General features: G+C 47.5%; 30 protein-coding genes and 2 riboswitches. Of the genes, 8 read left to right on the forward strand and 22 right to left on the reverse strand.

Annotation, left to right across the window (positions count from 1 at the left end; translation table 11 throughout):
• The first annotated feature begins 144 nt into the window (after nt 1-144).
• From DRW41_RS19185 to DRW41_RS19200, 4 genes are all read left to right on the forward strand, one after another.
• On the forward strand, nt 145-1758 hold the full coding sequence (locus tag DRW41_RS19185; RefSeq protein ID WP_115453646.1) for an ABC transporter substrate-binding protein: 1614 nt from the start codon (nt 145-147) through the stop codon (nt 1756-1758).
• Nucleotides 1759-1990: 232 nt separating this feature from the next.
• Nucleotides 1991-3079: an amidohydrolase family protein gene (locus DRW41_RS19190; protein WP_115453647.1), complete on the forward strand. Its 1089-nt coding sequence runs from the start codon at nt 1991-1993 to the stop codon at nt 3077-3079.
• A gap of 5 nt (nt 3080-3084) precedes the next feature.
• Entirely contained in the window at nt 3085-4239 is a 1155-nt protein-coding gene (locus DRW41_RS19195) for an amidohydrolase (RefSeq protein ID WP_115453648.1), read from the forward strand.
• A gap of 5 nt (nt 4240-4244) precedes the next feature.
• Nucleotides 4245-4916, forward strand: coding sequence for an AroM family protein (locus DRW41_RS19200; RefSeq protein WP_115453649.1), 672 nt, complete (start codon nt 4245-4247; stop codon nt 4914-4916).
• Nucleotides 4917-4963: 47 nt separating this feature from the next.
• Here DRW41_RS19200 and aspA read toward each other — a convergent pair whose 3' ends face one another.
• On the reverse strand, nt 4964-6406 hold the full coding sequence (aspA, locus tag DRW41_RS19205) for an aspartate ammonia-lyase (protein WP_181884647.1): 1443 nt from the start codon (nt 6404-6406) through the stop codon (nt 4964-4966).
• Nucleotides 6407-6675: 269 nt separating this feature from the next.
• Here aspA and DRW41_RS19210 point away from each other — a divergent pair, with 269 nt between their 5' ends.
• Nucleotides 6676-7290, forward strand: coding sequence for a DNA-3-methyladenine glycosylase (locus tag DRW41_RS19210; RefSeq protein ID WP_115453650.1), 615 nt, complete (start codon nt 6676-6678; stop codon nt 7288-7290).
• Between the two features lie 52 nt (nt 7291-7342).
• Here the strand turns inward: DRW41_RS19210 and DRW41_RS19215 are convergent, their stop codons facing one another.
• The 4 genes from DRW41_RS19215 to deoR form a co-directional block, all read right to left on the reverse strand.
• A complete protein-coding gene (locus DRW41_RS19215; RefSeq protein ID WP_281272336.1) occupies nt 7343-7747 on the reverse strand; it encodes a cytidine deaminase in 405 nt (134 codons plus the stop codon).
• A 10-nt stretch (nt 7748-7757) separates the two neighbouring features.
• Entirely contained in the window at nt 7758-7928 is a 171-nt protein-coding gene (locus DRW41_RS19220) for a XapX domain-containing protein (protein ID WP_115453688.1), read from the reverse strand.
• A gap of 24 nt (nt 7929-7952) precedes the next feature.
• Complete coding sequence (gene deoC, locus DRW41_RS19225) at nt 7953-8627, reverse strand: deoxyribose-phosphate aldolase (protein ID WP_115453652.1); 675 nt, start codon at nt 8625-8627, stop codon at nt 7953-7955.
• Nucleotides 8628-8710: 83 nt separating this feature from the next.
• A complete protein-coding gene (gene deoR, locus DRW41_RS19230; protein ID WP_181884648.1) occupies nt 8711-9661 on the reverse strand; it encodes a DNA-binding transcriptional repressor DeoR in 951 nt (316 codons plus the stop codon).
• Between the two features lie 204 nt (nt 9662-9865).
• Between deoR and DRW41_RS19235 the strand changes: the two genes are divergently transcribed.
• Nucleotides 9866-12046 (forward strand): MMPL family transporter, encoded by a 2181-nt coding sequence (locus DRW41_RS19235; RefSeq protein WP_342772005.1) that lies wholly within the window; start codon nt 9866-9868, stop codon nt 12044-12046.
• Between the two features lie 66 nt (nt 12047-12112).
• Here the strand turns inward: DRW41_RS19235 and DRW41_RS19240 are convergent, their stop codons facing one another.
• The 10 genes from DRW41_RS19240 to DRW41_RS19280 form a co-directional block, all read right to left on the reverse strand.
• Nucleotides 12113-12454, reverse strand: coding sequence for a cupin domain-containing protein (locus tag DRW41_RS19240; protein WP_115453654.1), 342 nt, complete (start codon nt 12452-12454; stop codon nt 12113-12115).
• 357 nt (nt 12455-12811) lie between these two features.
• Nucleotides 12812-13363: a 2-oxoacid:ferredoxin oxidoreductase subunit gamma family protein gene (locus DRW41_RS19245; protein WP_115453655.1), complete on the reverse strand. Its 552-nt coding sequence runs from the start codon at nt 13361-13363 to the stop codon at nt 12812-12814.
• 2 nt (nt 13364-13365) lie between these two features.
• Nucleotides 13366-14109, reverse strand: a complete 744-nt coding sequence (locus DRW41_RS19250) for a thiamine pyrophosphate-dependent enzyme (RefSeq protein ID WP_245959498.1) — start codon at nt 14107-14109, stop codon at nt 13366-13368.
• The gene (locus DRW41_RS19255) at nt 14106-15170 is read right to left on the reverse strand and encodes a 3-methyl-2-oxobutanoate dehydrogenase subunit VorB (RefSeq protein WP_115453656.1); all 1065 of its coding nucleotides are present in this window, start codon (nt 15168-15170) and stop codon (nt 14106-14108) included. Before DRW41_RS19255 ends, DRW41_RS19250 begins: the two co-directional genes overlap by 4 nt.
• Before the next feature lie 64 nt (nt 15171-15234).
• Nucleotides 15235-15465, reverse strand: coding sequence for a 4Fe-4S dicluster domain-containing protein (locus DRW41_RS19260; protein WP_115453657.1), 231 nt, complete (start codon nt 15463-15465; stop codon nt 15235-15237).
• Between the two features lie 12 nt (nt 15466-15477).
• Nucleotides 15478-16149 (reverse strand): ATP-binding protein, encoded by a 672-nt coding sequence (locus tag DRW41_RS19265; RefSeq protein ID WP_115453658.1) that lies wholly within the window; start codon nt 16147-16149, stop codon nt 15478-15480.
• Nucleotides 16150-16341: 192 nt separating this feature from the next.
• On the reverse strand, nt 16342-16662 hold the full coding sequence (locus DRW41_RS19270; protein ID WP_115453659.1) for a hypothetical protein: 321 nt from the start codon (nt 16660-16662) through the stop codon (nt 16342-16344).
• Nucleotides 16663-16894: 232 nt separating this feature from the next.
• Nucleotides 16895-18373, reverse strand: a complete 1479-nt coding sequence (locus DRW41_RS23495; protein ID WP_281272337.1) for a sensor domain-containing protein — start codon at nt 18371-18373, stop codon at nt 16895-16897.
• Nucleotides 18358-19017 (reverse strand): PAS domain-containing protein, encoded by a 660-nt coding sequence (locus DRW41_RS23500; protein ID WP_281272338.1) that lies wholly within the window; start codon nt 19015-19017, stop codon nt 18358-18360. The genes DRW41_RS23495 and DRW41_RS23500 overlap by 16 nt, the downstream gene beginning before the upstream one ends.
• Nucleotides 19018-19312: 295 nt before the next feature.
• Nucleotides 19313-20461 (reverse strand): S1C family serine protease, encoded by a 1149-nt coding sequence (locus DRW41_RS19280; RefSeq protein WP_115453660.1) that lies wholly within the window; start codon nt 20459-20461, stop codon nt 19313-19315.
• A gap of 211 nt (nt 20462-20672) precedes the next feature.
• On the opposite strand from DRW41_RS19280, the gene DRW41_RS19285 reads away from it, so the two are divergent.
• Nucleotides 20673-21953, forward strand: coding sequence for an ArsB/NhaD family transporter (locus DRW41_RS19285; protein WP_115453661.1), 1281 nt, complete (start codon nt 20673-20675; stop codon nt 21951-21953).
• Between the two features lie 16 nt (nt 21954-21969).
• Nucleotides 21970-22248: a hypothetical protein gene (locus tag DRW41_RS19290; protein WP_115453662.1), complete on the forward strand. Its 279-nt coding sequence runs from the start codon at nt 21970-21972 to the stop codon at nt 22246-22248.
• A gap of 22 nt (nt 22249-22270) precedes the next feature.
• Here DRW41_RS19290 and fbpA read toward each other — a convergent pair whose 3' ends face one another.
• The 7 genes from fbpA to DRW41_RS19325 form a co-directional block, all read right to left on the reverse strand.
• The gene (gene fbpA / locus DRW41_RS19295; RefSeq protein ID WP_245959499.1) at nt 22271-22438 is read right to left on the reverse strand and encodes a Fur-regulated basic protein FbpA; all 168 of its coding nucleotides are present in this window, start codon (nt 22436-22438) and stop codon (nt 22271-22273) included.
• Nucleotides 22439-22518: 80 nt separating this feature from the next.
• Nucleotides 22519-22619, reverse strand: a riboswitch (SAM riboswitch).
• A gap of 156 nt (nt 22620-22775) precedes the next feature.
• A riboswitch (SAM riboswitch) is annotated at nt 22776-22878 on the reverse strand.
• A gap of 98 nt (nt 22879-22976) precedes the next feature.
• On the reverse strand, nt 22977-23276 hold the full coding sequence (locus DRW41_RS19300; protein ID WP_115453663.1) for an iron-sulfur cluster assembly accessory protein: 300 nt from the start codon (nt 23274-23276) through the stop codon (nt 22977-22979).
• Between the two features lie 31 nt (nt 23277-23307).
• Complete coding sequence (locus DRW41_RS19305; RefSeq protein WP_115453664.1) at nt 23308-24039, reverse strand: hypothetical protein; 732 nt, start codon at nt 24037-24039, stop codon at nt 23308-23310.
• A 65-nt stretch (nt 24040-24104) separates the two neighbouring features.
• On the reverse strand, nt 24105-24698 hold the full coding sequence (locus DRW41_RS19310; RefSeq protein ID WP_115453665.1) for a class I SAM-dependent methyltransferase: 594 nt from the start codon (nt 24696-24698) through the stop codon (nt 24105-24107).
• On the reverse strand, nt 24698-24904 hold the full coding sequence (locus DRW41_RS19315) for a DUF3951 domain-containing protein (protein ID WP_115453666.1): 207 nt from the start codon (nt 24902-24904) through the stop codon (nt 24698-24700). The genes DRW41_RS19310 and DRW41_RS19315 overlap by 1 nt, the downstream gene beginning before the upstream one ends.
• A 15-nt stretch (nt 24905-24919) precedes the next feature.
• A complete protein-coding gene (locus tag DRW41_RS19320; protein WP_115453667.1) occupies nt 24920-25297 on the reverse strand; it encodes a PH domain-containing protein in 378 nt (125 codons plus the stop codon).
• A 20-nt stretch (nt 25298-25317) separates the two neighbouring features.
• Nucleotides 25318-26076 (reverse strand): NRDE family protein, encoded by a 759-nt coding sequence (locus DRW41_RS19325; protein WP_115453668.1) that lies wholly within the window; start codon nt 26074-26076, stop codon nt 25318-25320.
• Nucleotides 26077-26094 lie beyond the last annotated feature (18 nt).

Genomic DNA, 26094 nt, shown 5'->3' on the forward strand with positions numbered 1-26094 from the left:
AATATTGAATTGCTTTAAAAGAAAATGTTTTTAAAATATTTTAAATACTTGTTTACACCAATTTTTTATTGTGATAAATTTGTTTTTAAATTCATTATCTGAATTGATGATTCACTATTCGAAACAACAGGAAGGAGCTTATCGATGAAAAAAAGGTTTAGCAGTCGTCTTTTCTTTTTGGTCCTCACTGTAGCCATTCTTGCTTTGAGTGCCTGCTCTTCAGGTAGCAGTACGGCCACTACGTCCTCTTCAGGCGGCGAAAAAAACGCTGCCTCGGGAAAACCGCAGGATGGGGGCACATTACGGATCGGCCTTTCAGCCAATCCGAAAACGCTGGACCCAATTAAATATACAGGCCTATATGAATCACAGGTCATGCTTCAAATTGGGGATACACTTGTTGTTTACAATAAGGAACTAAGTGAATTTGTTCCTTCACTGGCGACAGAATGGTCAGTTTCCGATGATATGAAAGTATATAATTTCAAACTCCGTGACGACGTATACTTCCAACCTGGCAAATATCAGGACGGAAGAAAAATGACAGCCGAGGATGTAAAGTACAGCCTTGAACGTTCCGCGAAAGAATCCGCCATGAACCGCCTCCGTGGCGTCGAAAGCGTTGAAGTAGTAGGGGAAAACGAGGTCGCAATCCATTTGAGCGAGCCAAATGCGGCGCTGCTGGCAATGCTGACTGACGGGGGGAACCTAATTGTCCCTAAAGAAGAAGTAGAAGGCTGGGGAGATTCTTTTGGGAGCCATTTAGTAGGAACCGGTCCTTTCCAAATCAAGGATTGGAAAAAAGATTCCCAAGTAAAGCTAGTAAGGCATGAAAAGTATTGGGGTGAAAAGCCGCATTTGGACGGCGTGAATTTCAGCATCATTCCTGAACCAAATACGATGACAAACTCGCTCCGTTCCGGCGACCTTGATATTGGAATGGACATTAAAGGCCAAAACCGGGAGTTGGTTAAGGTGGATGCCAACCTGGAATTGCAGTCCACCCCTTCTCTTGCCATTACCTACCTGGATTTAAACAATAAAAAAGGCCCAACAGCTGACCCTAAAGTACGGGAAGCTATTTACAAGGCAACGAATGTAGAGGAAATTGTAAAAGGAGTCAATAAATGGGGCGGAGCGGAAAAATCCTATATGCCGCTTCCAAAAGGTTCATGGGGTTACAGCAAAGACCTTGAAAAACTTACTCCGACATACGATCCAAAAGCAGCGAAAAAGCTTTTAGCTGAAGCAGGCTATCCAGAAGGGTTCAAAACGGAACTCTACTTGGCCGAAGGACGGGTTCCATACGGAACGATTTTCCAAAATCAAATGAAGGAAAACCTCAATATCGATGTTGAACTGAAAGTTGTTGAATGGGGAACTTACAGTGACACTGTTGCGAAAGGAAACGCGCCGATGTCAATTGGCGGATGGACATGGTACCCAGATCCATATTTCTTCCTGTACCAATTGTTCCACACTGACCAGATTGGCGCTCTCGGAAACGGAAAAGGCTACTCGAATCCCGAAGTCGATTCTCTTTTGAACCGTGCAACCTCTGAAACAGTCGACCAGAACGAACGCGCGAAGCTTTACCAACAGGCCCTTGAAATTATTATGAAGGAAGTACCAAGGGTTGAGCTTGAGACAATGGACGCTACAGCAGGCGTAAACAAAAAAGTACATGGCTTCGAAGTCTCACCTGATTCCTCCATTAAAATTGTCTCTCCTAACGGAACCAACGTTTGGTTGGAATAAAGAAAAGCGGAAACGCCCGTTTAGCGCCGTATGGACTGGAGGGCTCCGATGGAGATAAAGGAAACACGATGAGCGAATGCGAATCGATGTTGACTTATCGTAGCGAGGGGACCGAAGTACACTAGGCGCTGGGCGGTGGAGCTAGACAAATTTTAATCATTTTTTATTCGGAAAAGTAGAGAGGGAAATCTCTCTGCTTTTCTTTATTTTAAACGGAAAGAAGGCATAATCCATGTCAATGACCGCCATTGTTAACGCCAATGTTTATAACAGACTTACTGGTGAGTTTACAAAAAAGACCGTCCTGATTGAAGATCAATCAATCTCTTCAATCCTCCCTCCCTCCTCCCCTTTGCCGGATTGCGAAAAAATTGATGCTTCCAACCTATATATGACCCCTGGCTTCATCGACACCTGCTCGCAAATTGGCTTGAAGGAAACCGGCGTCCGCTGGGAAGGCAATGATGGATACGAGCCTAATGTTGAAAATGGATTCAACCTGGAAGTAGTCGACGGCATTTATCCATTTGATCAGGCATTTGATGATGCGGTTTCTTCAGGAGTAACCGCGGCCCATATCGTTTCCTCCCCCGAAGCCATTGTCGGGGCAAAAACTTCGGTTATCCATACCCATGGGGCAACAGTGGATGAAATGGTATTGAAAAAAAACTTCGGCTTCTCCTTCTCCATGGGAGATGTGCCAAAATATGCTTTTTGGGGCAGGACAAAAACTCCGCTCACCCGCATGGGGATTGCGAAAAAAATCCGTGAATCATTAAAAGCCCTCCGGCTACAATACAATTTGGAGGAAACGCCTATTTTCATCCGCTCCCACCGAGCTGATGATATCGCCACCGCCTTTCGGATTGCCGGAGAATTCGGCCTCCATGTTAACCTTGTGCATGGGACGGAATTACCGCTTGTAGCGGGAGTGCCATCAGGCGCTTCCTATTCTGTTGTTGCCGGGCCATGCTTTCAGCCAATGGACAGAGGTGAACTAAAGAACCTCGACCCATCGCTGTTTCGTTCTCTTTTTGAAAAACAGGTTCCCTATACTTTTTCAACAGACCATCCAACCAGTTCGGTTACCCATCTGCAGCTTGAAGGCGCTTTGGCCCTAAAGGCCGGAGTACCCGAAAAAACCATTTTAAACGGCCTGACTTTTGATGCCGCCAGGCTTTTGAAAATTGACCATAAAACCGGAAGCATTGAAGAAGGGTTATTAGCTGATATCGCCCTTTGGAATAAGCATCCCCTTGATTTAACAGCCCGGGCTGTGCGTACGTTTATAAAAGGCAAAGAAGTTTACAGGTGGGAGTGATATCGATGCTTACAATTTTTCGTGGTGCTGAAATTTACACAATGAATAATGGCAATACCGTTCTGTCCAACGCCGATTTATGGATTAAGGACGGAAAGATTATAAAGGCCGGGACAAATACGGACATTCCTTCCGATGCCAGGATAGAAAATGTCGCCGGGATGGTTATCACCCCCGGCTTGATTGACATCCATACCCATGTCGGCATTTGGGGTGAAATTGACGAACATGTCAATGATGCCTGTGAATATTCCGAGCCATTTACACCCTTAATGGATGCGATCGATGGCATCAATACAAACCATTTCTCATTCCAGCTGGCGAGGAAAGGCGGCGTAACCACCATACAAACCGGAACGGGCAGCGCCAACCCGATTGGCGGGGTCTGGAGCATTCTCAAAACAGGCGGTTCCTCGCTTGAAGACATGCTGATTGTCAAAAGGAGCGGGTTGAAGGGCGCGCTTGGGGAAAATCCGAAAAATGTGTTTGGACAATCCTATAATAAAACTCCTCTCACTAGGATGGGGGTTGCGCAAATCATCCGTGATGGCTTCCAGCAAGCTGTTAACCTTTCAGCCGGGGAACGGACAACCCATATGGCTGAACGGACGGAACTCAGCCCATTTATTGAGGTTTTGGAAGGGAAAATGCCGCTCCACCTTCATTGCCACCGCGCTGATGATATTGCCACCGCTATACGGATTGCAAAGGAGTTCAATATCCAGTTGTCACTTGAGCATTGCACAGAAGGCCATCTAATGCTAGATGCGATAAAGGAAAGCGGCGCCAGCGTCACGCTTGGGCCATTTATGCTTCCTTCTACAAAATACGAAACGAGGAATTCAACGCCAGCCGCACCAAAACTGTTCCATGATGCGGGAATTCCCTTTGCCATCATGACGGATCATCCGTTCATTCCAATTCACTATTTAATCCTGTGCGCGGCCGAGGCGGTTAAATTCGGGCTAAATGAAATGGACGCGCTGAGAAGCATCACAAGTGAAGCGGCGCGGCGCGTTGGCATCCAGGACCGCGTCGGTTCCATCGAAGCCGGAAAGGATGCCGACTTTGTCATCTGGTCTCGCCACCCATTCGACAGCCGCTCAAATATTTTGGCCACTTATATCAACGGCAATGAAGCCTATGTTAAAAAGGGGTGACTGTGATGCCGAAAATGGTCGGAGTAATTACAATCGGGCAGACGCCAAGGGTCGATATGATCCAGGATATCAGGAAGCACCTTCCGGAAGGGACCAGAATTTTGGAAAAGGGGGTCCTTGATGGAAAAACAGTCAAAGAAATTCAGGAACTTTTGCCGGAAGAAGGACATACAGTCCTCATTTCCCGAATGCGGAACGGGGAAAGCGCGACAATGGCAAAAGAAAAGGTCATTCCCATCATCCAAGGATTGGTAGATGAACTGCATAGGGAAGGAGTTTCCCTCATTATCCTGGCATGCACAGGCAAATTCCCATTATTCAAAAGTGAAATCCCGATTATTTATCCGGACCATTTACTTAATTTTGCTGTTAAAGGATTGCTGAGAGAGGGGCCGCTAGCTGTAATTGTTCCCCTCCCGGAGCAGGGCGGCGCGATTATCGATAAATGGAAAGAGGCCGGCTTTCATGCCATCCACGCCGACAGCTCTCCTTATGAATTCAGTAAAGAAAACATGATAGAGGCTGTAAGGAGGCTTGACCGCTTTCCCGCCATGGCTATTGTCCTTGATTGCATGGGCTATACCGAGGAGATGAAATCCATTGCCCAGGCCCATACCACAAAGCCCGTCATCCTGTCCCGGAGCGTCATATTCGGTCTAGCCGGGGAACTCATTTAAACAAAGAAAAGGCATCTTCATTTGTTGAAGATGCCCTCTTTTCGTTATTAAGCCTCAACCAATACCTTCTTTTTCAAAAGCTCTTTCCCTGCAATTCCAGGGTCCGTCATTTCAAATGGATGAAGGATGGCGTCAAGTTCAGCCTCGGTTAATACCTGTTTTTCGATACAAAGCTCACGGACCGATTTGCCAGTCTCTATGGCTTCCTTCGCAATGGCGGCGGCGGTTTCGTATCCGACATGCGGGTTGATAGCGGTAATGATGCCAACACTGTTATTGACATACTCCTCGAGCCTTTCCCGATTGGCCTCAATCCCCTCAAGGCAATACTTGCGGAATACATCAAAGACATTCGTCATAATCTTAATCGATTGCAGGAGATTGAAGACAAGAACAGGTTCCATCACATTCAACTCGAATTGGCCCGCTTCCGATGCTAGACAGATCGTATGGTCGTTCCCGATAACCTGGAATGCCACCTGGTTCAGAACCTCAGCCATTACCGGATTTACTTTGCCTGGCATGATGGACGAGCCCGGTTGGCGCGGCGGCAGCTTGATTTCCCCAAGGCCCGCCCTCGGTCCGGACGCCATCATCCTCAGGTCATTCGCAACCTTTGACATATTCATCATGCATACTTTTAGCGCGGCCGATACTTCAAGATAGCAATCCGTGTTTTGTGTCGCATCTACGAGATGTTCAGCCTTTTCAAGTGGAAGACCGCTGTTTTGGGCAAGGTAGCCGACAACTTTTTCAATATAGGCAGGATCGGCATTCAAGCCGGTCCCAACTGCTGTCGCCCCCATATTAACTTCGTAAAGATGCCGCCGTGAATTCCTGACTCTTTCAATATCCCGCCAGAGCACACGCGCATATGCCTGGAATTCCTGTCCAAGCCTGATTGGAACGGCGTCCTGCAAATGCGTCCTGCCCATTTTGATAACATCGTCAAATTCCTTCGCTTTTTCAACAAATGTTCCCTGAAGCGATTCCATATTTTCCAAGAGGCCTTCAAGTGAAGAGAGTACGGCAATATGGATTGCGGTTGGAAACGCATCATTTGTCGACTGCGCCATATTTACATGCGTATTCGGGCTAATATAGTGATAGCTGCCCTTTGGCTTCCCAAGCAGTTCAAGGGCCCGGTTGGCAATTACCTCGTTCGCATTCATGTTTACCGATGTACCCGCGCCTCCCTGGATTGGGTCGACGATAAACTGGTCATGCCATTTCCCTTCAACTACTTCATCCGAGGCAGCAATGATTGCGCTGGCAATTTCGCCATCCAGCTGGCCTGTATCCCTGCTGGCCATGGCCGCCGATTTTTTTACGACTGCCATCGATTTAATTAGGCTTGAATCGATTGTATAGCCAGTGATCGGGAAATTTTCTACCGCCCGCATCGTTTGAACCCCGTAATAGGCTTCAATTGGCACTTCCTTTTCCCCAAGGAAGTCTTTTTCGATACGGTATTCTTTCTTCATGTCCATTATTTACGCCCCTTTATTAGTCCCTTCCCATCATAAATCCCTAAACACATCTATTATACCTTAAATAAGGTTAGAAAATCAGGAACATTCAATGACATTTAGCCCCTTTTTAAAGGGCTGCATGCATGTTATTTTTTTAATTAACTTGTTTCGTGGAAAAGCGAATTTGTGAAGTTTTTTTGTACTTTCTGACTAATCCCCCTTTTTCCCGGATTAAAATCGTCGATGGAAGGGAAGCGTTTTAAAAAAAGCCCAAGTTGGAGGTTTTCATGTCACAAGAAAATACTAAAAAGAATTATATCATTCCCGCGCCAGTGAACCAGGAATTTTTCGAACAGCCCACCCTGTTGCTCGCCCGTTCCCTGCTGGGATGCATTTTGGCAAAGGAGACGCGTGATGGCCTTGCAGGCGGGTATATCGTTGAAACAGAAGCTTATATTGGCCCTGGCGACAAAGCGGCCCATAGTTACCTCAACAGGCGGACAAAAAGAACAGAAGTGATGTTTGGCGAATCCGGATTGGCCTATACGTATGTGATGCATACGCACTGCCTCGTCAATGTAGTGAGCGGGGGAATAGGCAAGCCTGAGGCGGTCCTCATTAGGGCTGTCGAACCTGTTTACGGGGAAGGGCTCATGCATGAACGAAGGGGCGTTGACCAAACCATTAAACTGACAAGCGGACCAGGGAAGCTGACAAAGGCTCTTGGCATCACGATGGAGGACTATGGAAGAAGATTGACGGAACCGCCGCTTTTCATCGCAAAAGGAATTGGTCCCGAATCCATTTCCACAGGGACAAGAATCGGGATCGGCAACTCTGGTGAAGCAAAGGACTATCCATGGCGGTTTTGGATTACGGGAAATCCATTTGTTTCAAAATAGTCTTTAATAATTGAAAAGCCGGCAAGACTACGCTGCCGGCTTTGTTATTATGCTATTCGAGGTCTTTTGGAAGGAATGCCCCTGGCAAAATATCCTCTGAGCGGACGCGTAAAACTTCACCCTTCAAATTGGTGAGGATAATATCCACTTCCGGCCCGCACAACTCCGCGATTACCTGACGGCAGGCGCCGCATGGCGAACATGGCCTGTCTGTGTCGGCGACAATGGCAATTGCTTTAAACTCGGTAATCCCTTCGGACACCGCTTTGAAAATCGCTGTCCGCTCGGCGCAATTGGTCATTGAGTAGGCGGCATTTTCAATATTGCAGCCCCGGAATACCTGGCCATCCTTAGATAATAGAGCCGCTCCCACCGCGAATTTGGAATAAGGAATATACGCAAACTCCCTGGCTTTTATCGCTTCCTGGATTAATTCCTTCTCATTCAATGTGTCCACTCCCTGTTTGCTAGCTTTGCAAAACCCTTATTAACCAATCATATACGACACCGCCGAAATAAACACCAAACACACCAACTACTGCTGAAAAAACTGGGGGCGCGGGCAAAGGCAGCTTAATGAACTTGAACAGGAGCCCAACAACCATGCCTCCCACCAGCGCCAATATGATTTCTTTCATTTTATCCCTCATTATTATTACAAATTAGTAAGAACTGTCGGAAGTTTCCCCTTTTACGATTGCGATTCCTGAGCTTGCGCCAATTCTCGTTGCTCCCGCCTCAATCAGCTTAAGGGCGACTTCCCTGCCCCTGACGCCTCCGGACGCCTTGACGCCGATTTCAGGCCCGACCACGGAACGCATGAGCCGGATATCCGCTTCATTCGCCCCTCCGGTGGAAAATCCGGTTGAGGTTTTTACGAAGTCCGCTCCTGCCTTCACCGCAAGCCCACAGGCCTTTTCTTTTTCTTCATCGGTCAGAAGCGCTGTCTCGATAATGACCTTCGTAAGCGCCTTTCCTTTTGCCGCTTCGACAACCGCCTGGATATCGCGCTCGACCAATTCATAGTCTTTATCTTTCAAAGCGCCTATGTTGATAACCATATCCACTTCGGTGGCGCCGTTTTCGATCGCGTTCTTTGTTTCGAAGGCTTTCGTTTCAGGGGTGTTTGCCCCGAGCGGGAAACCAATAACCGTACATACTTTCACTTCCGGTGTACCAGCGAGCAGCTCTGCCGCTGTTTTTACCCAGGTAGGATTTACACATACCGAGGCGAATTTATATTCCTTTGCTTCCTCAGCGAGCTTTGTAATTTCCGCTTTCGTTGCATTTGCTTTCAATAATGTATGATCAATCATGCCTGCAATGTTTTGAGACATATCCATTCCTCCTTTTTTCCACTTTAACTATAACAAAACAACCGAACATTTGTAAAATCAAACTTGAACAAATGTAACACGTTTTATTCCTGGTCTACTTTATCAAGCAGGAATTGGGCGGTAAAGTGGTCGGTAACAAGTACATTTGCGTAGTGCCCTTTCAATGCTCCATGGATTCCTTCAACTTTATTTTGCCCTCCGGCCACCAGAATGGAGTGCTCCTTCTTCTTCAATTCCTCAAGCTCAATCCCAAGCGTGCGGTCATTCAGGCTTTCATTACAGATATTTCCGTCCCGGTCAAAAAATCTAGAGCAAATATCCCCGGCCGCCCTCCCGTACAGGGAATCCAAATCACTTTCCGAGAAATAGCCAAGCTGGAAAAGAAGTGATTCCTCCTTGACAGGGCCAATCGTGAACAGCGCGATGTTCGCCTGCTTGCCAAGGTCAAGGATCCTTTTGATATGCCTGTCAGCCTCCATTGCCTGCTTCACCACGGGATGGTCGACTATTGCCGGAAGCGGAAGATAATGTGGAGCCGTATTGAACGCTTTCCCGAACAAATAGAGGATTTCGGAAGCATACGTATTCGTCTCGGAATGGCTCACCCCGCCTTTTAGCTGTACTACGTTTACATTGTTTACCGCTTTTTGTTTCAATTCGACCGCCGCATGGTAAATCGTCGTTCCCCAAGTAACTCCGATAATATCGCCGTCCGCGACGATCTCATGGAGATAACCGGCCGCCGCTTCGCCAAGAAATGTTTTAATGATTGTCCCTTCATACTGTGGAACAGAGACCACAATCGCTTTTTTCAGGCCGAATTTTCTCTCCAGCGCTTCAGCCAGGCTTTCCACGTTTTCCATCGGGTCCTTAATCGTTATTTGGACAATGCCCTCCGACTTTGCAGCCTGCAGAAGCCTTGAGACTGTCGGCCTGGAAACACCAAGCACTTTTGCGATATCATGTTGATTGTAGTCAAGAAGATAATAAAGCTTGGCCGCTTCTATTATTTTGGACAATTTCTCTTTTTCCACACATATCACCTGCATCCTGTATCATGCCTCCATTTTACCAAAAAAACAATCATTTGACAGGCAGTTCTTCCTCTGCGGTTTGGCGTGCTGCCGTGATGGATATGGAAGTTGGGGGAATTGAGAAAAGTGTCTAATAGTTAGCTAATGCAAAAAGTAAAATCATAAAAGGCAGGAACTTGGAGAGTTGAAGAGGAGGTAGGGACTGTGGGACGGCTGGGAAGATTTGCGGGCAAATATAAATATTCGATGCTGGCGGTCTGGGTGGCGGCGATTGTTTTTTTCGCCATTTTCGCATTTAAGCTGCCATCAGTTTTAAGCGGCAACGGCTTTGAATACGATGGTGAATATAAACAGACGAGGAACATTCTCGAAAAGGATTTTGGCCAGCCTGAATCGACCATCATTCTCCTTTTTGAGAAAAGCCAGGATGTTCCTGATGAAAAATGGCATGCATTTATTGAAGATACGTTTACCAGGCTTGAAAACTACAAGCCCGCTTCAGGGCTGATCTCCCCGTTTAAAATGGATGGAATGATGAAAGGGAATTACGCGTATGGAATCGTTACATTTGACAAGGATGCCGGAAGCCTTGCAGATGAGATACGCGAGCTTGAGCCATTCCTTAAGGATAAGAATGGGCTGAGTGTAAAAATGACCGGGGAACCGGTTATCGTAAGGGACCTCAATGAGGCTAGCCAAAAGGATCTGGCCCGGGCCGAAATGATTGGCCTGCCAATCGCCCTTGTTGTCCTTATCCTTGCTTTTGGCGGGCTCATCGCTGCTTCGGTTCCATTGATTATTGGTATCGTTTCTATTTTGATGACCATGGGGATTGTTTACTTCTTCAGCCATATTACGGATTTATCAATTTTTATTTTAAATATTGTTCCGATGATCGGGCTCGCGTTGAGCATCGACTTTGCGCTGTTAATCATTAATCGCTATAAGGAAGAGCTGAGGACGAAATCGGTCTCGGAAAGTATTGAGGTGACTATCGCAACAGCGGGCCGGTCGATTGTTTTTTCCGCGTTATGCGTCTTTATCGGCCTTTCGGGATTACTTTTTATCCAGATAGATATTTTCCAGAATGTCGCCCTTGGCGGGATGATTGTCGTTTTCGTATCGGCGCTTTGCGCAATTACCTTCCTGCCTGCATTCCTTTCCCTCCTTGGCCGAAAAATCAACAAATTTACAATAATAAAGCCGAAGAAAAATCGAAAGAGCGGCTGGCATTCATTTGCGGATTCGGTTATGAAGTATCCGGTTGTGATGATGATTGCCGCCCTTGTAATCTTGCTTACGGCACTCATCCCTGTAAAAGATATGCATTTGACGATACCCGGGACAAATTCGCTTCCGAAAAATTACGAATCACGCGCGGCTTACGAGACGTTCCAGAAAGAATTCCAGCCTGAAGGAAAACGCGATTACCAAACCATAACGGTCATCCTTGAATCCGAAGGCAATATGGCGGAAGAAATGAATCTGTATGCGGTAAGCAAAGCAATTGACAAATTCGGGGGCAGCAAGCTGGTCGATTCAGTGGAGTCCATCTTTACGGCCGCTGGCGTATCCACCGCAAAGGAGTATGCACAGGCAAAAATGCTTTCGGCTGCCGACCCTGCCAGGCTTGCCAAGCTTGAACAGTTGGAAGGGCACTTTATTAAAGGCGACAAAATGCTTGTAAAAGTATATTTAAAAACCGGCCAGCACTCGGATAAAGCCCGGAAATGGGTACGGGATTGGGCGGAAAAGGAATACGGGTTGAAAGCTTATTTTGGAGGTAGCATTAAGTTCGAACAGGAAAACTTCGATGAAATTTTTCAAAAGGCGCCTTATGGCCTGATTCTCATTGTGATTTCAACGTTCTTCATCCTGATGTTCGCATTCAGGTCAATCCTGATACCATTGAAAGCCATTTTAATGAATATGCTCAGCCTTGGGGCAACCTTCGGCATCGTCGTTTATATTTTCCAGGAGGGCCATTTGGGGGCTGACCCGGCCGATATCGCATTGATACTTCCGGTGTTTGTTTTCTCGCTCGTCTTTGGCCTATCCATGGACTATGAAGTATTCCTGATTTCCCGTATCCAGGAATACTATCTTGAAACGGGGGACAATAGCAAGGCGACAATCCTCGGCCTAACGACTACAAGCAAAATTATCACATCCGCCGCGGCGATTATGATTGTCGTTACAGGCGCTTTTGCTTTCACGGGCGTTATGCCGGTAAAACAGCTTGGGGTCGGGATTGCGATTGCCATCTTTATCGACGCCACCCTCATCCGGATGGTATTGGTGCCATCGCTCATGAAACTGCTCGGCGACTGGAACTGGTGGTTCTTTGGCAGAGGAAAGAAGGCTCCGATTCGCGAAAAGGCATAGCCTCGCTTAGAACGAAACCAAGCAAAAGGTGCCAGGCCCATATCCAGGGTCTGGCACCTTTTTGAATTAAATATCCTTCGCATACTCCGGTGACGGAACTTTTGTTAAAACCACATACAGGCTGACGGGCTCGCTGCCGCTGTTTTTAAATGCGAACATTTCCTCCCCGCCGCAATGGACCACATCATTTGCCACAGCCTCATGCTCCACTCCATCTATCGTAAACGTTCCAGAACCGCCCTTAACTAGGAGAAACACTTCCGTCCCGGGATGCTTATGGGGCGGAAGCTGCTGCCCAGGGGTGAAGTTCAAGACAAAAGCAGTGCTCTCACCTTTTTTAAAAATAACCCTCTTTGTAAATTTTTCGCTGCTATATTCCATGAATTGTGACAATGAATGTTTGTCCATGCCATAAGCCTCCTAAAGTTTTTGTTGTTCTGATTCAATCATAAATGAAAATCATTTTCAATTAAGTGAGGTGAATCACGCTTTAAGAAAAAAATATTCGCAAACACTTCCAAACGGCGGAACAAAAGGTTTTGAAAGTTATATGTAGTGAAAGCTCAAGGAACAAATTCATTTCAATGGCTGAAGTCAATTATGAACGTTGCATTCCACTTGTGGTGCCGAAGGAAGGATGGCCGTTGCTGTTGGGGCTCTAAATCGTCTTTTAGTGACCGAAGGAAGAGATGAGCACAGCTGTTTGGGCACTAAATTTCCTTCAAAAAAGCCGGAGCCGCTCTCCGCGGATCCGGCTTTCTCTGGTTATTTAATGGAGGCTTCCTGGACTATGGCGGCTCCTTTTGCCAAGGCAAGCCTGTTCAGGTCGATTAAATGGTGTTTATCCGCTGAGAGGACTTTTCTCAACGATTCAATAAGCGAATCATACGAAAGGATACCCGTTGCCTCGATAAACGCGCCAAGCAGCACCATATTGGCCACTCTGCCGTTCCCCAGCCCGTTTGCAATGCCGGTCGCGTCGATTTCCAAAGACCGGATATCGGTCCGCCCGCTCTTGCCCGCGACAAGCGAACTATTCGTTATCAGAAGCCCGCCCGTCCTTACCTTCGGCTCAAACTTTTCATACGAAGGAAGGTTTAGGACAATCGCCGCGGAAGGTGAGCTTACAAGGGGGGAGCCAACCGGTTCATCGCTGATCACGACAGCGCAGTTCGCAGTCCCGCCACGCTGCTCCGGGCCATACGAAGGGAGCCAGGATACATATTTTCCTTCATGCAAACCGGAATGGGCAAGCAATTGGCCCATCGACATAATCCCCTGCCCGCCAAATCCCGCAATGATAATTTCTTCAAGCATGTTCAATTCCCTCCCTTGTAAATGCCAAGAGGGTAAACCGGGATCATGCTATCCTTAACCCAGTCAAGCGATTCATGTGGGTCCAGGCCCCAGTTTGTCGGGCACGTGGACAGGACTTCGACCATCGAGAATCCAAGCCCTTTCTTTTGAGTATCAAATGCCCGCCTGATCGCTTTTTTGGCTTTGATTATATTCGGGACGTCATGGGAAGAAACCCGTTCAATGTAAGCGGCGCCGTCCAATGTCGCAATCATTTCACTCACCCGGATTGGCGACCCTTGAAGGCGTGGATCACGGCCGAATGGGCTTGTTGCCGTTTTTTGCCCAATAAGCGTTGTCGGGGCCATTTGCCCACCCGTCATTCCGTAAATGGCATTGTTCACAAAAATTACGGTGATGTTCTCGCCGCGCGCGGCTGCGTGGATGACTTCGCTGATTCCAATCGAAGCAAGGTCGCCATCCCCCTGGTACGTAAACACAAACCGGTCTGGCAGCACCCTCTTGATTCCAGTAGCCACCGCGGGCGCCCTGCCATGCGCGGCCTGGGTCATATCGCAATTGAAATATTCATAGGAAAGAACGGAACAGCCAACGGATGCCACCCCCACGGTATCTTCAAGGATCCCCATTTCCTCCAGCACTTCCCCGACCATCCTGTGGATAATTCCGTGGGTGCATCCCGGGCAGTAATGAGTCGGGTTTTCAGTCAGCCCCGTTGTCTTTTCAAAGACAGTCTTCATGCTCATACGGCAACCCTCCCTGCCAGCTCGGCGATTTTCGCGAAAATCTCTTCTTGGGTCGGGACAACCCCTCCGGTCCGCCCATAAAACTCCACAGGAGCGCGCCCTTCAACAGCGAGGCGGACATCCTCTACCATTTGCCCAGCGCTCATTTCGACAGACAAGAAAGCTTTCACGCAGTCCCTTGTTTCATGGAAAGGCTGGACCGGGAAAGGCCATAAGGAAATCGGGCGGATCAGCCCAACCTTGATTCCCTGCCGCCGCGCTTTATTAACTGCATTCATTGCAATCCTGGCCACCGTGCCAAAGGCAGCCACAATAAATTCGGCGTCATCTGTTAAGTACTCCTCGTACCGGACCTCATTTTCCCTGATGACAGCAAATTTTTTCTGGAGCCTGATATTGCGCGCCTCAAGGGCATGGGCGTCAAGGTCAAGCGATGAGATGACCCTCCGATCCCCGTCCCCCCGGGTACCTGTCGTCGCCCACTCCTTGGGAACATCCGTCCGTTCCGACCGTTCGCCAAATTCAACTGGTTCCATCATTTGTCCAAGCATCCCGTCGCCCAATACAATTACCGGGGTCCGGTACCGTTCTGCCATATCGAAGGCATCCTGTGTCAGGTCTACTATTTCCTGGAGACTTGACGGCGCAAGGACAGGTGTATAATAATCTCCATGTCCGCCTCCCTTTGTCACCTGAAAATAATCGGATTGGGCTGGCTGGATATTGCCAAGCCCAGGCCCGCCACGTACAACATTCACAACAACCGCGGGGAGCTCCGCCCCAACAAGATAAGAGATTCCCTCTTGTTTAAGGCTGAATCCCGGGCTTGACGACGAAGTCATTACCCTAACTCCAGTACACGCGGCGCCGTACACCATATTGATTGCCGCCACTTCGCTTTCAGCCTGAAGGAACAGGCCGCCTACTTCCGGAAGCCGCCTTGCCATATAGGCAACAAGTTCGCTCTGGGGGGTAATCGGGTATCCGAAGAAATATTTGCAACCGGCATGGACAGCCGCCTCCGCAATAACTTCATTGCCTTTCATAAGTACTTTTCCCATAGTTATTCCCCTTTCCTAGCACATAGGAAAATGATTATGCTTCTATAAATCTGTACTTGCCACCCTATACGGTCCGCTTCTTCTTTTCCGGACGATAGACGGTTATGACCCCATCCGGGCAAATTTGGCCGCATTTCGCGCAGCTAATGCATTTTTCCTGCTCTATAACTGTTGCGGGGCGATAGCCTTTTCCATTCAGGTAATCTGCCAGGAAGATAATTGTTTCCGGGCAAACCTGCACACAAAGGCTGCAGGATTTACAATACGCCTCATTAAAAACGACTCTTCTTTCCATTTCGCATCCTCCTCATTCCCATGGCAATTTCATAAACCGGTCAATGATAAAAATGTCTTCCCTCCCGCCAAAAACACCGATTCCATCCATGTTCCTTGAAACTGCTGTCGCAACAACCGGAATCCCAAGTTGATCCGCTGCCATACGGGCAAGGAACTCCCCATTTAAAATAGTTTCAGGCGTGGTTTCGCTGCCGAGATTCGTGTTGTTTATAATGCCCGTGACCGGAAGCCTCGCTGCTTTCTCAATTCCTTTTATTGACTCGATAATTCCATCCAAGGTACTCACATATGGTCTGTTCGCGTTAAGAACGAACATCAACTTCGCCCCAATATCCTTCCATTCATGATAATATTGGCCAAGCACAGTCGCGCCGTCCTTTTCACCACCGGCATCAATGATGATCTTGTAGGATGGATCATGGATTACCCGGTAGATTTCCCCGGATACCACCGGGAGGTCAGAGGAAGCAAGCCTTGCTGACGGACCAATCAATTCGATTCCGTTTTCGTTTAAAATGGCGGCGGCGTCCCTGGACCTGAAATATGGATTGATTACATCCAAATCGGCAATCGCAACCTTTTTATGCACCTTGCGTTCCTGAAGGGCCAGGTTTAGGGCAAGCTCTGTCTTTCCGCTTCCAAAATGCCCTGCCAAAATCGTAATCCTCGTTTCGTTTCTCATTGTCGTTCCAACTTTCTCGATTTTTGTAAACGCTTACAAAATATCTCCGGGAAATCCAGCCACTGCCATTATAAAACATGCTATTGCATTCTGGCTTTGACCTTTGTCACACCAGCGAAGGCGCTTTTCAAAAAGAAAACGGGCCCTTCCGCAAAAGGTCCCGCTTTCTATTTTTAATATGCAGACAATTAGTTAACTCATGAAAGAAAGGATTACTTTTTGCGGAATATCAAAAGATGTTTCCGACTTTTTTCTCAACTGTCCGCATGATGGCATTTCAAAAGAAAACTCAACGACTTCCCCAGGAATGATGCCGTCTTCCTTCAATTTTTCGAACACTCGCTGCATGGCGTCATCAGTTAGAATTTTTTCATTCGTTCCGATTTCCTGGAAGCATTCGACACAGGTTTCGACGATGTTTTCATCAATCCGTTCCTCTGCGAAGACAAGCTTGCCGCCAGCCAAATTCTCAACTTCCCTATTTTCCAGTTCAATGATTGTGGTAATATTCATTTCCTGCACCTCCGCTATTTGTATAGGTCCATTATAAAAAAACTCCTGGATGTTGTTTTCCTTTCATCACGAAATTCGCATAATCTTCATATGTTTGTGGCGAATTTCTGTCATTTTTGTAAAGCGATTCAAAATGCCTCCCATCCTACTTGATTTTCAATATTATTAGGCCGAAAAACAAAGTAGATATAAATGAAAAAAGGAAGGCCCTTTTCCACTGGGCCTTCCTTAATCAAACTGGCAGGAAGCTACTTTCAATAAAAGAGAATGCCTTGTCCGCCTCCAACGGCTTGCTTATGAAATATCCCTGAGTATAATTACATGTACTCGTCCCAAGGAACTTCATCTGTTCACGCGTCTCGACACCTTCGGCTACCACCTTCAGCCTAAGGCTGTGCGCAAGATTTATGATAGCGGAAGCAATTGAGGCATCCGTATTATCACGTTCAAGATTCATTATGAAAGAACGGTCTATTTTTAGTACATCGATCGGAAAATGCTTTAAATAGCTCAACGATGAAAAACCCGTTCCGAAATCGTCAATCGCTATCGTAACCCCAAGCGACTTTAGGTTGGACAACACTTCGGCCGCCCTTTCAGGATTATGCATGACTGTTCCTTCCGTAAGTTCCAACTCTAGTGCATATGGCGGAAGGCCAGTTTCCTCAAGGATTCCGGCAATCAATTTTTCGAGATTTTGCTTACGGAATTGATGCGGGGACAGATTCACACTGATCGATAAATGTTCATAGCCGAGATTATGCCACTCCCGGCATTGCCTGCAGGCTTCCCGGAGGACCCATTCCCCCAGCGGTACGATTAGACCCGTTTCTTCGGCTATAGTGATGAACTCACCAGGATAAAGGATCTTTCCTTCCCGGTTCCAGCGTACTAGCGCTTCAAATCCATAAATTTCATTTGATTGCAGGTTAAGCTTTGGCTGGTAATGGAGCACAAAGCTCCTTGTTTCAAGTGCCTGCCTCAGTTTTATTTCTTTTGTCATCCTTTCGACGGCCTTCGCATCCATCGATGGCTCATAAAGCCGATAGCCGTTCCGCCCATTCTCTTTTGATTTGTACATCGCCAAATCCGCATTCCTAAGGAGCATATTCATTTCGCAGCCGCCCCGTGGACTGATGCTGATTCCAATGCTTGTCGTCATCATGATTTTGCTCCCATTAATTTGGAAGGGCTGTTTCATGATTTGGATGATTTTTTCGCTTGCGACGAAAGTCTCTTCATCGGCTTCCACGTCAGGCATGAGCACGACAAATTCATCGCCGCCGAACCGGGCGACAATATTGCCCTGTGAGCAAACCGCGTGAAGCCTTGCAGCTACTTCTTTTAGCAGTTTATCCCCCGCATGGTGCCCCATGCTGTCATTGATTACTTTAAAATGATCCAAATCAAGGAGCAGGATTCCAAGTTTCCTCTGGGCGGCCCTTTGGAAATACTCTTTTATAAAGGACTCGATGTACCATCTGTTCGGAAGGCCTGTCAAGGCGTCATGAAAGGCCATATGCTTAATGGCTTCCTCTGACTTTTTCCTGTCACGTATATCCCGGCAAAGCGCCAGGAATTTTTGCTTTTCACCAATTTGGATAAGCCGGAAATTAATATCCACTGGGATTTCCCTTCCATCAACGGCGGCCATCCTGTCCTCGAAATGCAGGGAATGATTGTTTTCCATCCCCTTCAGCATTTCTTCCATTTTTGAGGAAGGATTCCAAAGATATGCCTGGCATTCATGGCGAGCAATTTATCCTGTTCATATCCCAGCAATTCGGCAGCCGCGGAGTTGACATTTACAAATTCCCCGTTTAGCCCGATCAGAAAGAAACAGTCCGCGGCCTGGTCGACCACGTTCCTGAACTTTTCCTCACTCTCCCTGAGTTTTTGCTCCATCGCTACCCGATCGGTAATATCCAGGCCGAATCCAAGTAAAAAGTCCTCATTTTCCGCCCGAATGATTGTTTTTCCGGTATACATGACTCTTTCTTCACCCCGGAAGCCAACTGGGACTTCCTTTGAAATCAATTTTCGCTGCCGCCAAATCTCCAAGTCATCGGCCCTGTTAATTTCGGCAATGTGCCGCGGAAAAAAATCAAAGACCGTTTTTCCAATCAACTCATCAAGTTCCATTCCCTGGACCCTCAGTACTTCCGCGTTACCGAACAACGTCCTGCCGGCCCTGTCTTCCAGGAAAATATTGAGTGGCAGGGCATTGAGGATATTCAGTTTAATCGACTCGCTCATCCGGAGTTTTTGAGCAAGTTCCTTTTCCTTAGCCTCTAATTCTTGCACACGCTTAAGATGTTCCAAATAATCCGCCTTGATTTTCTCAATCGTCTCCATCCCTGCTATCCTTCCCAGTCCATATATAACCCGGCTTCTCCCTAATTCCCTACCTATTTCCACATTGAAGTGCCAGGGTCGGATTATATTGCCGATCCCATTTCAAACAAAAGAAAAGGCCACTGAAGATTCCATACCAATATTTTATAATGGCGTCCGCCGCGAGAGAGTATTGTTGGTAAAAAATTCATAAATTTGTCGTTTCTTTTTGGCTGTTTAGTGCATTTGTTGCATACCTTGCCATGAAAAAAGCCGGTCCGGGATTCCTGCCGGCCGGCTTAAGATCAATAGGGCATTATCTGGCAGTCCCTAATTCGACTGTCACTTTTTGTTTTTGGCCTCCTCTGTAAATTGTTACCGATACGCGCTCCCCCTCTTTCGCATCTTTAAACAGGAAGCTGCGCAAGTCAATGACTGTCCGGATTTTTTTCCCTTCAATAGCGGTAATTACATCGTATTTCTTTATTCCCGCCCTCTCAGCCGGTGAATCCGGGCTAACTTCCATGACAACTACGCCTTTTGTTACATGATTAGGAAGATTAAGCGGGTCCTTCCAATACTGGGAAGGGATATCCTGCAGCGACACTGGCGCGACCCCTATGAATGGGCGGCGCACCTCTCCATACTTTTCGAGGCTTTCAATGACAGGGGCTGCGGCATGGACCGGGATAGCAAAACCGATTCCCTCTACCTCTTCCAAGGCTATTTTGGCCGAGTTGATGCCAATCAGCTGGCCGTTGATGTCAATCAAAGCTCCGCCGCTGTTTCCCGGGTTTATGGCCGCATCCGTTTGAATAACTTCTGTCTGCCAGTCGACTTCCCCATTTTGGTCAATGTCCACAGGCATCGTCCTCGCCACGGAGCTAATGACCCCTTTCGTTACAGTGCCTTCAAGGAAGCCAAGCGGGTTCCCGATTGCTATGGCGGAAGCGCCTGGCTGTAAATCTTCTGAATCCCCTATTTCAATTACATCATTTACCCCTTCCCCGTCAACGGTGATAACCGCCAAATCTGTCATCGGGTCGGAGCCCAGCAATTTTGCCTTCAGCTTTTTGCCGTCTGGAAGGGTTGCCTCAAGCTGGGTTGCTTTATCAACAACATGGTGATTCGTAATAATGAAAGCCTTCGAATCTTCTTTTTTATAGATTACTCCGGAACCAGACCCTGCCTTTGAAGGCAACGAGCCATCAAACATGCTTCCTCCCTGATAATTGGTGATGCTGACAACCGCACCCTTCGCCTTTTTGACCGCCGCTGTCACTTCCGTTTCACGGTTATCATCATCGGCATGGACCGTGGACGATAACTCAACAGGTGAATCCGTATTTGTGAAATTCCCAGGTAAAATTTTTACAATAAGCAAAATAAACATAATCCCGGCTGCCATTCCCGCCAGTCCGGGGAATAACCATCTTTTCCATGATTCCCCGCCCTTGAATTCCATACAATCGCTCCCCTCTAAAGTTGGTAAACCGCCGCCATCCGCGGCAGTGGGTTTATCTTTCTGTTTTCCTCTCTTGCATGGGGGACAAACTGATAGTTTCTTCCATACCGGGACCTTGTGTTTTTTATTTTATTTAAATATAATTTTAGAAAAGCATTTTTTTAAAATTACAAAAGCTTTCATTATTTTTTAACATTGGGAGATGGGGATTTTGACAAATCAAGCATTGCTTGCCATCGGAATTTTCCTGGTTGCATACGCATTTATCGTAACCGAGAAAATCCATAGGACAATCATCGCGATGGCCGGGGGCATCGCCATGGTCCTCCTAGGCATACTGAATCAGGAAACAGCGCTTCACCACATCGACTTTAACACCCTTGGGCTGCTGACAGGAATGATGATCATCGTCGCCATTACAGCTGAAACCGGCTTGTTCCGCTATCTGGCAATCTGGGCGGCGAAAAAAGTAAAGGGCGACCCATTGAAGCTCCTACTTGTATTAGGGCTGATTACAGCTGTGGCTTCTGCGTTTTTAGACAATGTCACGACGGTCCTTCTTATCGTACCTGTCACGTTCAGCATCACAAGGCAGCTGAAAGTGAACCCGATGCCCTACCTCATTACACAAATTATCGCCTCCAATATCGGAGGCACCGCGACGCTTATTGGCGACCCGCCGAACATTATGCTTGGAAGCGCCGTCAAGGAGCTGACATTTTCAGCGTTCATTGTCAACCTGGCGCCGATTTCGTTTGTCATATTGATTGTGAATCTCGCCATTCTCGCCCTCCTTTATCGAAAGTCACTAAAGACAACGGAAGAGCTGAAAGCCGGCATTATGAACCTCGATGAAAAAGCGGAAATTACCGATACTGTCCTACTGAAAAAGTCGCTATTCGCCCTTGGAGCAACAATTTTGGGCTTTTTCCTTCACCAGTTCATCCATGTGGAAAACGCGACAATTGCTTTGGCAGGCGCTTTCCTGCTTCTGCTTTTGACAGGCGAGCATTATCTTGAGGACTCGATGAAAAAAGTCGAGTGGCTAACCATCTTTTTCTTTATCGGGCTGTTCGTCCTCGTTGGGGGCTTGATGGAAACAGGCGTTATATCACTCTTGGCCGAGAAATCAATGGATGTGACCGGCGGAGATGTAACTGCGACGGCGCTTCTGATTTTATGGGTGAGTGCCATCGCTTCCGCGTTCATCGACAATATCCCGTTTGTCGCGACAATGATCCCGATGATTAAGGACATGGGCTCAATGGGTATCACCAACCTCGAACCGCTTTGGTGGAGCCTAGCTCTTGGCGCATGCCTTGGCGGGAACGGGACCTTGATCGGCGCGAGCGCCAATGTGATTGTAGCGGGCATGGCCGCGAAAGAAAAACACCCTATTTCTTTTATGAAATTCCTGGTTATCGCATTCCCGCTTATGCTGTTGAGCATCGCTATTTGCACGGTGTATGTTTATGTAAGGTATCTTTTATAGATGGAGGGAAACCGCGATGGAACTGGTTTACACGTACGATCAAAAACGTCTGGATATCCGGGAGAAGCGAGATGGAGAGGATTTTGAATTTACAATTATATTTACCGACCAGGCTCTTGAAAAGCAATTTAATGCCGTCCGCGACTACTTTTACGGAAATGACGATCTCACGGATGCATATTTTTATAAGAGCATCGACAAACAGGCGACAGTCTCCCTGAAGCAAGAATACTATACTGAATTCCTTCTCCAGCTTTTTAAAAACAAGTTGATTTTATCGCTGTTGTGGAAGTAGCAAGAAGCCGGGCGCTGCAATTTTAGCGCCCGGCTTCCTTTTTTAATAGAAGCATATATTCATTTTCAAGTGTTTTTAGAGGCGCGTCGTATAAATGCCTTTCATCCGATGTTTTGTATACGTTCCTTGAAAGCAATTCTTCGATCAATTTTTCTTTCCTCTTTTCGACCATTTCTGTTAACCTTGCCACTTTCCTTCTCCTTTCCGTTGGATTTTACTAAAAACACCTCTCCCATTAAGGAAGAGGTTGCTTGTTGGTATGCGTTGCTCTCCTTATCTCTCAGGGATGCCCCTGCTGGAATTGGCACAGTGCCCAAGGGCCTGCTGCCGAGGCTTCAAAGGGCCATTCCCTCCACCTCTCTTGATAAGAACGTTATTCAGTTTTTGGAGTATATCCCTCTCCGCAGCCCGATGTAAAAAGTATAAGCGCCCGTTCAGCATAATATAGGCCTAAGCTGTCCCGCCGCTGGGTGCTGGAGATAAACAAAAAAACCCTTCTCGATAAAAAGAGGGCGGCATCCGTTCTCTTCCTATCTTTCGGGCAAATGCCCGCAGGAATTGGCACAGTACCTAAGATGGCCTGTTGCCGAGGCTTCAAAGGGCCGTTCCCTCCACCTCTCTTGATAAGAAATATATGCGATTTCATCTACCTTAACGCATTGCTTCGGGAAAGTCAATTGCATTTTCCAAATCGGGGCGAAAGATGCGCCTTCGCCCTTCGTCCTGGATTAATGATGGTGGTGTCCGCCTTTGGTTGGGTTTGTAATTAAAAATTCCTCACGCGGGACGTAGAAATACTGAATCCAGACCCCGTCCAAATATTCCTCCCTCGAATCGAGGATAATGTCGATATCCTTGTCGGTTTTTACAACCTCATCATGTTCCTTCGGAGTATCGAGCACCAGGTCATAGTGGGCATGGTCTCCATGCATATGTGTAATGATCACTCGGAACAGTTGGCCATCCCCGGCAGTTTTAAGCATTTCCTTCATGACTTTCGCGGCATTGCGGTTAATCTTCACTTTCATGTCCAGCAGCTCCTTTTATGCGGAATTTTAATTATGATAGCTCTTCAGTTTCAAACAATGTTGGATTCCAACCTGTATTCAACGATTGCTTTGACGCCCATAGATTGCCAAGCAGCCTCGGGACCATTTGGTTTGACGGCAGCTGATTGTGCTCCTCAAAATATACGTAATAGAGCAGGTAGAGGAACGCATTCGTTTTAAGATGGATATCGTTAAAATATGGTCCATTCTCGGTTACCGTCGCGAATGATCTCGTTTCAGTCCCGGCAATATACCGTGTTTCTTTCCCTTCGAATGTATTCCTCAAAAAATGGATGTTTCCAATTACCGTTGGATCGTCCTCGCCGTCCGTATTCGCAAGCCTTGCCTGCAGTTCCGGAGGATACTCATTTAGACTTCTCACCCTTACACTCGTATGGGCGTACGCCTTGTCAAATCCTTCATTCTTTGGAATGAGCCCTTCCTCTTCAAGCAGGCTTACAAGCGGAAGGGTTGTCCCCTCCTCGACATAGGCGGGCCTTGCTGATTGCCTGGCCCATTTCAAACCCGATAAACGTTTCGATGTAAAAAAGGTCATAAAGTACCAATTCCCGAAATCATCTTCAGCTAGCCGTATGACGGGTTTCCCGGGGTGCCTGAAAATGCGGAACTTGTCCGCCTTATCAAACATGAATGGATCAGGACGCGATTTTTCCCAGCTAGCCAGGTATGTACTCAAGGGTTTCCCGACTGGAACAGCTATATGAATATAGTAGACAAACATCGTACACACTCCCGGGTAAAAGCAGTCTCCTCCTACCATTCCCGGATGCCGGCCTTTTTACACCTTTACTTTATGTTCCTGCCCTTAATCGTTACAAAAAGGCCTTTATAATACGTTTCCGTTTTTTCAATCCGGATGCCGGCCCTTTCTATTTTGGAAACAGTGTTCCTGTTCAGGTTGCAGCCCCCGCATACCTTCCGCCACGCTGGATTAAGGAGTTCCTGCATTTTCGCAAGGGCAGGCTGCGGCATTTTCACATGCTCGAAAAACAATAGCGGCGCGCCCGGTTTTGATACCCTAAGGATTTCCTTCAACGCCTGTTCCGGGTCCGGGATTGTACAGAACACAAGCGTGGCAACTGCCGCATCAAAGGTATTGTCAGCAAATTCAAGCCGTTCGGCAAATTGCCGGTGGACATGGATGGGCACTTCCGCCTGGCTAATCCTGCGGGCGGCCCTATCAATCATGTAGGTGTCCGGCTCGATGGCGTCAATCCTTTCTGCTTGTGAGTAAAGCGGAAAGTTGATGCCCGAGCCGGAGCCAATTTCCAGCACTCTTCCTGTTGCTCTATCAAGCAAGCTTTTCCTTATTCCTTTAAACGTTCCATTCTCTAAACCTTTCATTCCCCCATCGTACAGGGCCGCGAACCATTTTCCCATTATCCATTCCCCTTGCCGTCCCCCGAGCGTTCATCCAAAACGATTTCCACACTGTTTTCCGGAAAAGCGGTCGGCGATTGCCCGGTAATTTCATCAAATGGCGTATAAGCCGGCGTGCTGACTTTCTTTCTGAAAAAAGCCTTATAGAACGAAATCGCAACAATCACAACGATCCCAATTGAAAAAACAACCGGCAAAAAAGCCATCTTCCATCCCCCTCACTATTTTAAAACATACGCAGCGAGCACGCTCTGAAGCTCATAAATGTTCAGGCTTTTGTTGAACTGCTTCTGAATGGGCTCAGTGCTGCCGGAAATCCAGATTTTCAGCTCGGCGTCAAGGTCAAAGCTGCCCGCGGTCTCAATGCTGAAATGCGTAATGCTCCGGTAGGGGATGGAGTGGTACTCCGTCTTTTTCCCTGTAATCCCCTGCTTGTCGACAAGGATCAGCCGCCTGTTGGTGAAAATGAACATATCCCGTACAAGCCGGTATGCCTTTTCAATCGCCTCACCCGGCGCCAGTACTTTCGCGTACTCTTTTTGAACCTCGGCAAGGCTCACTTCCGAGGCATTTCCCATTAATCCATCCAAAAATCCCATCGTTATTCCCTCCTTGTGAATTAAAAAGGTAGTCTAAATCTATTTTCAGTAAATCCTTCCCCGCCATATACCCTCTCGGTGTAAATTAATTCTCCATCTCCCATTAGGAGGACGGTCGAGCACCTCGTCCCATACCCCTCGCTCCTGATAAAGAGTGGTGAAAGGACCTTTTCCCATTCAAGCCCGATTCCTGTATCCGGAAGATCCGCGTCAGGGGCGGGTTCCGCATCCCGCAGGAGGGTGAACAATTCCTCCTCCAACTCTTCAGAATCCCGCTTAAGGAGCTCATCAAGGGCGCTTTTGCCGCGAACAACCTTTGGCCAAGGCGTGTTGAGAAGATGGTTGCTTACCCCATGGATCCCTGGCTCCACTTCCCGGGCCACCCCCTCCATATTTGAGAAGTAATAAAGGCTTTTCCCATCGTCCGCAAGCAAATTATAGCCAGGGTACAATCCACCCTTTGCATCCAGGCCAGCCATATATTCTCCTGAACGCATCCCACTTTTTAAAAAGCTAGCCACAAGCTCGCCTCGGGACAGCTTTCCGGCGGCATTCATTTGTTTTGGGTCCCGGTAATTCGTCAACGCCGCAAACCGGCCGTCCGTGCTAACCCCCATCCATGTCCCCATCTTTTCAAGATCACGTCCGGCAAGGATATTCGGCTCATCCTCCCAAAAATGGGCGGCTGCCGTAGGCCGTGCATAGCTCTCATCCCGATTGGCCGCCACAATCAGCCTGTAGCGCGGATGGGCTTTATACGCGAATACTATGAGGCACACACATTCCGCCTCCCCTCA

Source organism: Neobacillus piezotolerans, from assembly GCF_003362805.1.
Lineage (GTDB): Bacteria > Bacillota > Bacilli > Bacillales > Cytobacillaceae > Bacillus_D > Bacillus_D piezotolerans.

Bases quoted from the DNA above. Each gene is read 5' to 3' on its own strand.
- DRW41_RS19185 (WP_115453646.1), top strand. From the start codon at position 145: ATGAAAAAAAGGTTTAGCAGTCGTCTTTTCTTTTTGGTCCTCACTGTA.
- DRW41_RS19190 (WP_115453647.1), top strand. From the start codon at position 1,991: ATGTCAATGACCGCCATTGTTAACGCCAATGTTTATAACAGACTTACT.
- DRW41_RS19195 (WP_115453648.1), top strand. From the start codon at position 3,085: ATGCTTACAATTTTTCGTGGTGCTGAAATTTACACAATGAATAATGGC.
- DRW41_RS19200 (WP_115453649.1), top strand. From the start codon at position 4,245: ATGCCGAAAATGGTCGGAGTAATTACAATCGGGCAGACGCCAAGGGTC.
- aspA (WP_181884647.1), bottom strand. From the start codon at position 6,406: ATGGACATGAAGAAAGAATACCGTATCGAAAAAGACTTCCTTGGGGAA.
- DRW41_RS19210 (WP_115453650.1), top strand. From the start codon at position 6,676: ATGTCACAAGAAAATACTAAAAAGAATTATATCATTCCCGCGCCAGTG.
- DRW41_RS19220 (WP_115453688.1), bottom strand. From the start codon at position 7,928: ATGAAAGAAATCATATTGGCGCTGGTGGGAGGCATGGTTGTTGGGCTC.
- deoC (WP_115453652.1), bottom strand. From the start codon at position 8,627: ATGTCTCAAAACATTGCAGGCATGATTGATCATACATTATTGAAAGCA.
- DRW41_RS19240 (WP_115453654.1), bottom strand. From the start codon at position 12,454: ATGGACAAACATTCATTGTCACAATTCATGGAATATAGCAGCGAAAAA.
- DRW41_RS19245 (WP_115453655.1), bottom strand. From the start codon at position 13,363: ATGCTTGAAGAAATTATCATTGCGGGATTTGGCGGGCAGGGGATTATG.
- DRW41_RS19250 (WP_245959498.1), bottom strand. From the start codon at position 14,109: ATGAGCATGAAGACTGTCTTTGAAAAGACAACGGGGCTGACTGAAAAC.
- DRW41_RS19255 (WP_115453656.1), bottom strand. From the start codon at position 15,170: ATGGGAAAAGTACTTATGAAAGGCAATGAAGTTATTGCGGAGGCGGCT.
- DRW41_RS19260 (WP_115453657.1), bottom strand. From the start codon at position 15,465: ATGGAAAGAAGAGTCGTTTTTAATGAGGCGTATTGTAAATCCTGCAGC.
- DRW41_RS19265 (WP_115453658.1), bottom strand. From the start codon at position 16,149: ATGAGAAACGAAACGAGGATTACGATTTTGGCAGGGCATTTTGGAAGC.
- DRW41_RS19270 (WP_115453659.1), bottom strand. From the start codon at position 16,662: ATGAATATTACCACAATCATTGAACTGGAAAATAGGGAAGTTGAGAAT.
- DRW41_RS23495 (WP_281272337.1), bottom strand. From the start codon at position 18,373: ATGGAAGAAATGCTGAAGGGGATGGAAAACAATCATTCCCTGCATTTC.
- DRW41_RS23500 (WP_281272338.1), bottom strand. From the start codon at position 19,017: ATGGAGACGATTGAGAAAATCAAGGCGGATTATTTGGAACATCTTAAG.
- DRW41_RS19280 (WP_115453660.1), bottom strand. From the start codon at position 20,461: ATGGAATTCAAGGGCGGGGAATCATGGAAAAGATGGTTATTCCCCGGA.
- DRW41_RS19290 (WP_115453662.1), top strand. From the start codon at position 21,970: ATGGAACTGGTTTACACGTACGATCAAAAACGTCTGGATATCCGGGAG.
- DRW41_RS19300 (WP_115453663.1), bottom strand. From the start codon at position 23,276: ATGAAAGTGAAGATTAACCGCAATGCCGCGAAAGTCATGAAGGAAATG.
- DRW41_RS19305 (WP_115453664.1), bottom strand. From the start codon at position 24,039: ATGTTTGTCTACTATATTCATATAGCTGTTCCAGTCGGGAAACCCTTG.
- DRW41_RS19310 (WP_115453665.1), bottom strand. From the start codon at position 24,698: ATGGGAAAATGGTTCGCGGCCCTGTACGATGGGGGAATGAAAGGTTTA.
- DRW41_RS19315 (WP_115453666.1), bottom strand. From the start codon at position 24,904: ATGGCTTTTTTGCCGGTTGTTTTTTCAATTGGGATCGTTGTGATTGTT.
- DRW41_RS19320 (WP_115453667.1), bottom strand. From the start codon at position 25,297: ATGGGATTTTTGGATGGATTAATGGGAAATGCCTCGGAAGTGAGCCTT.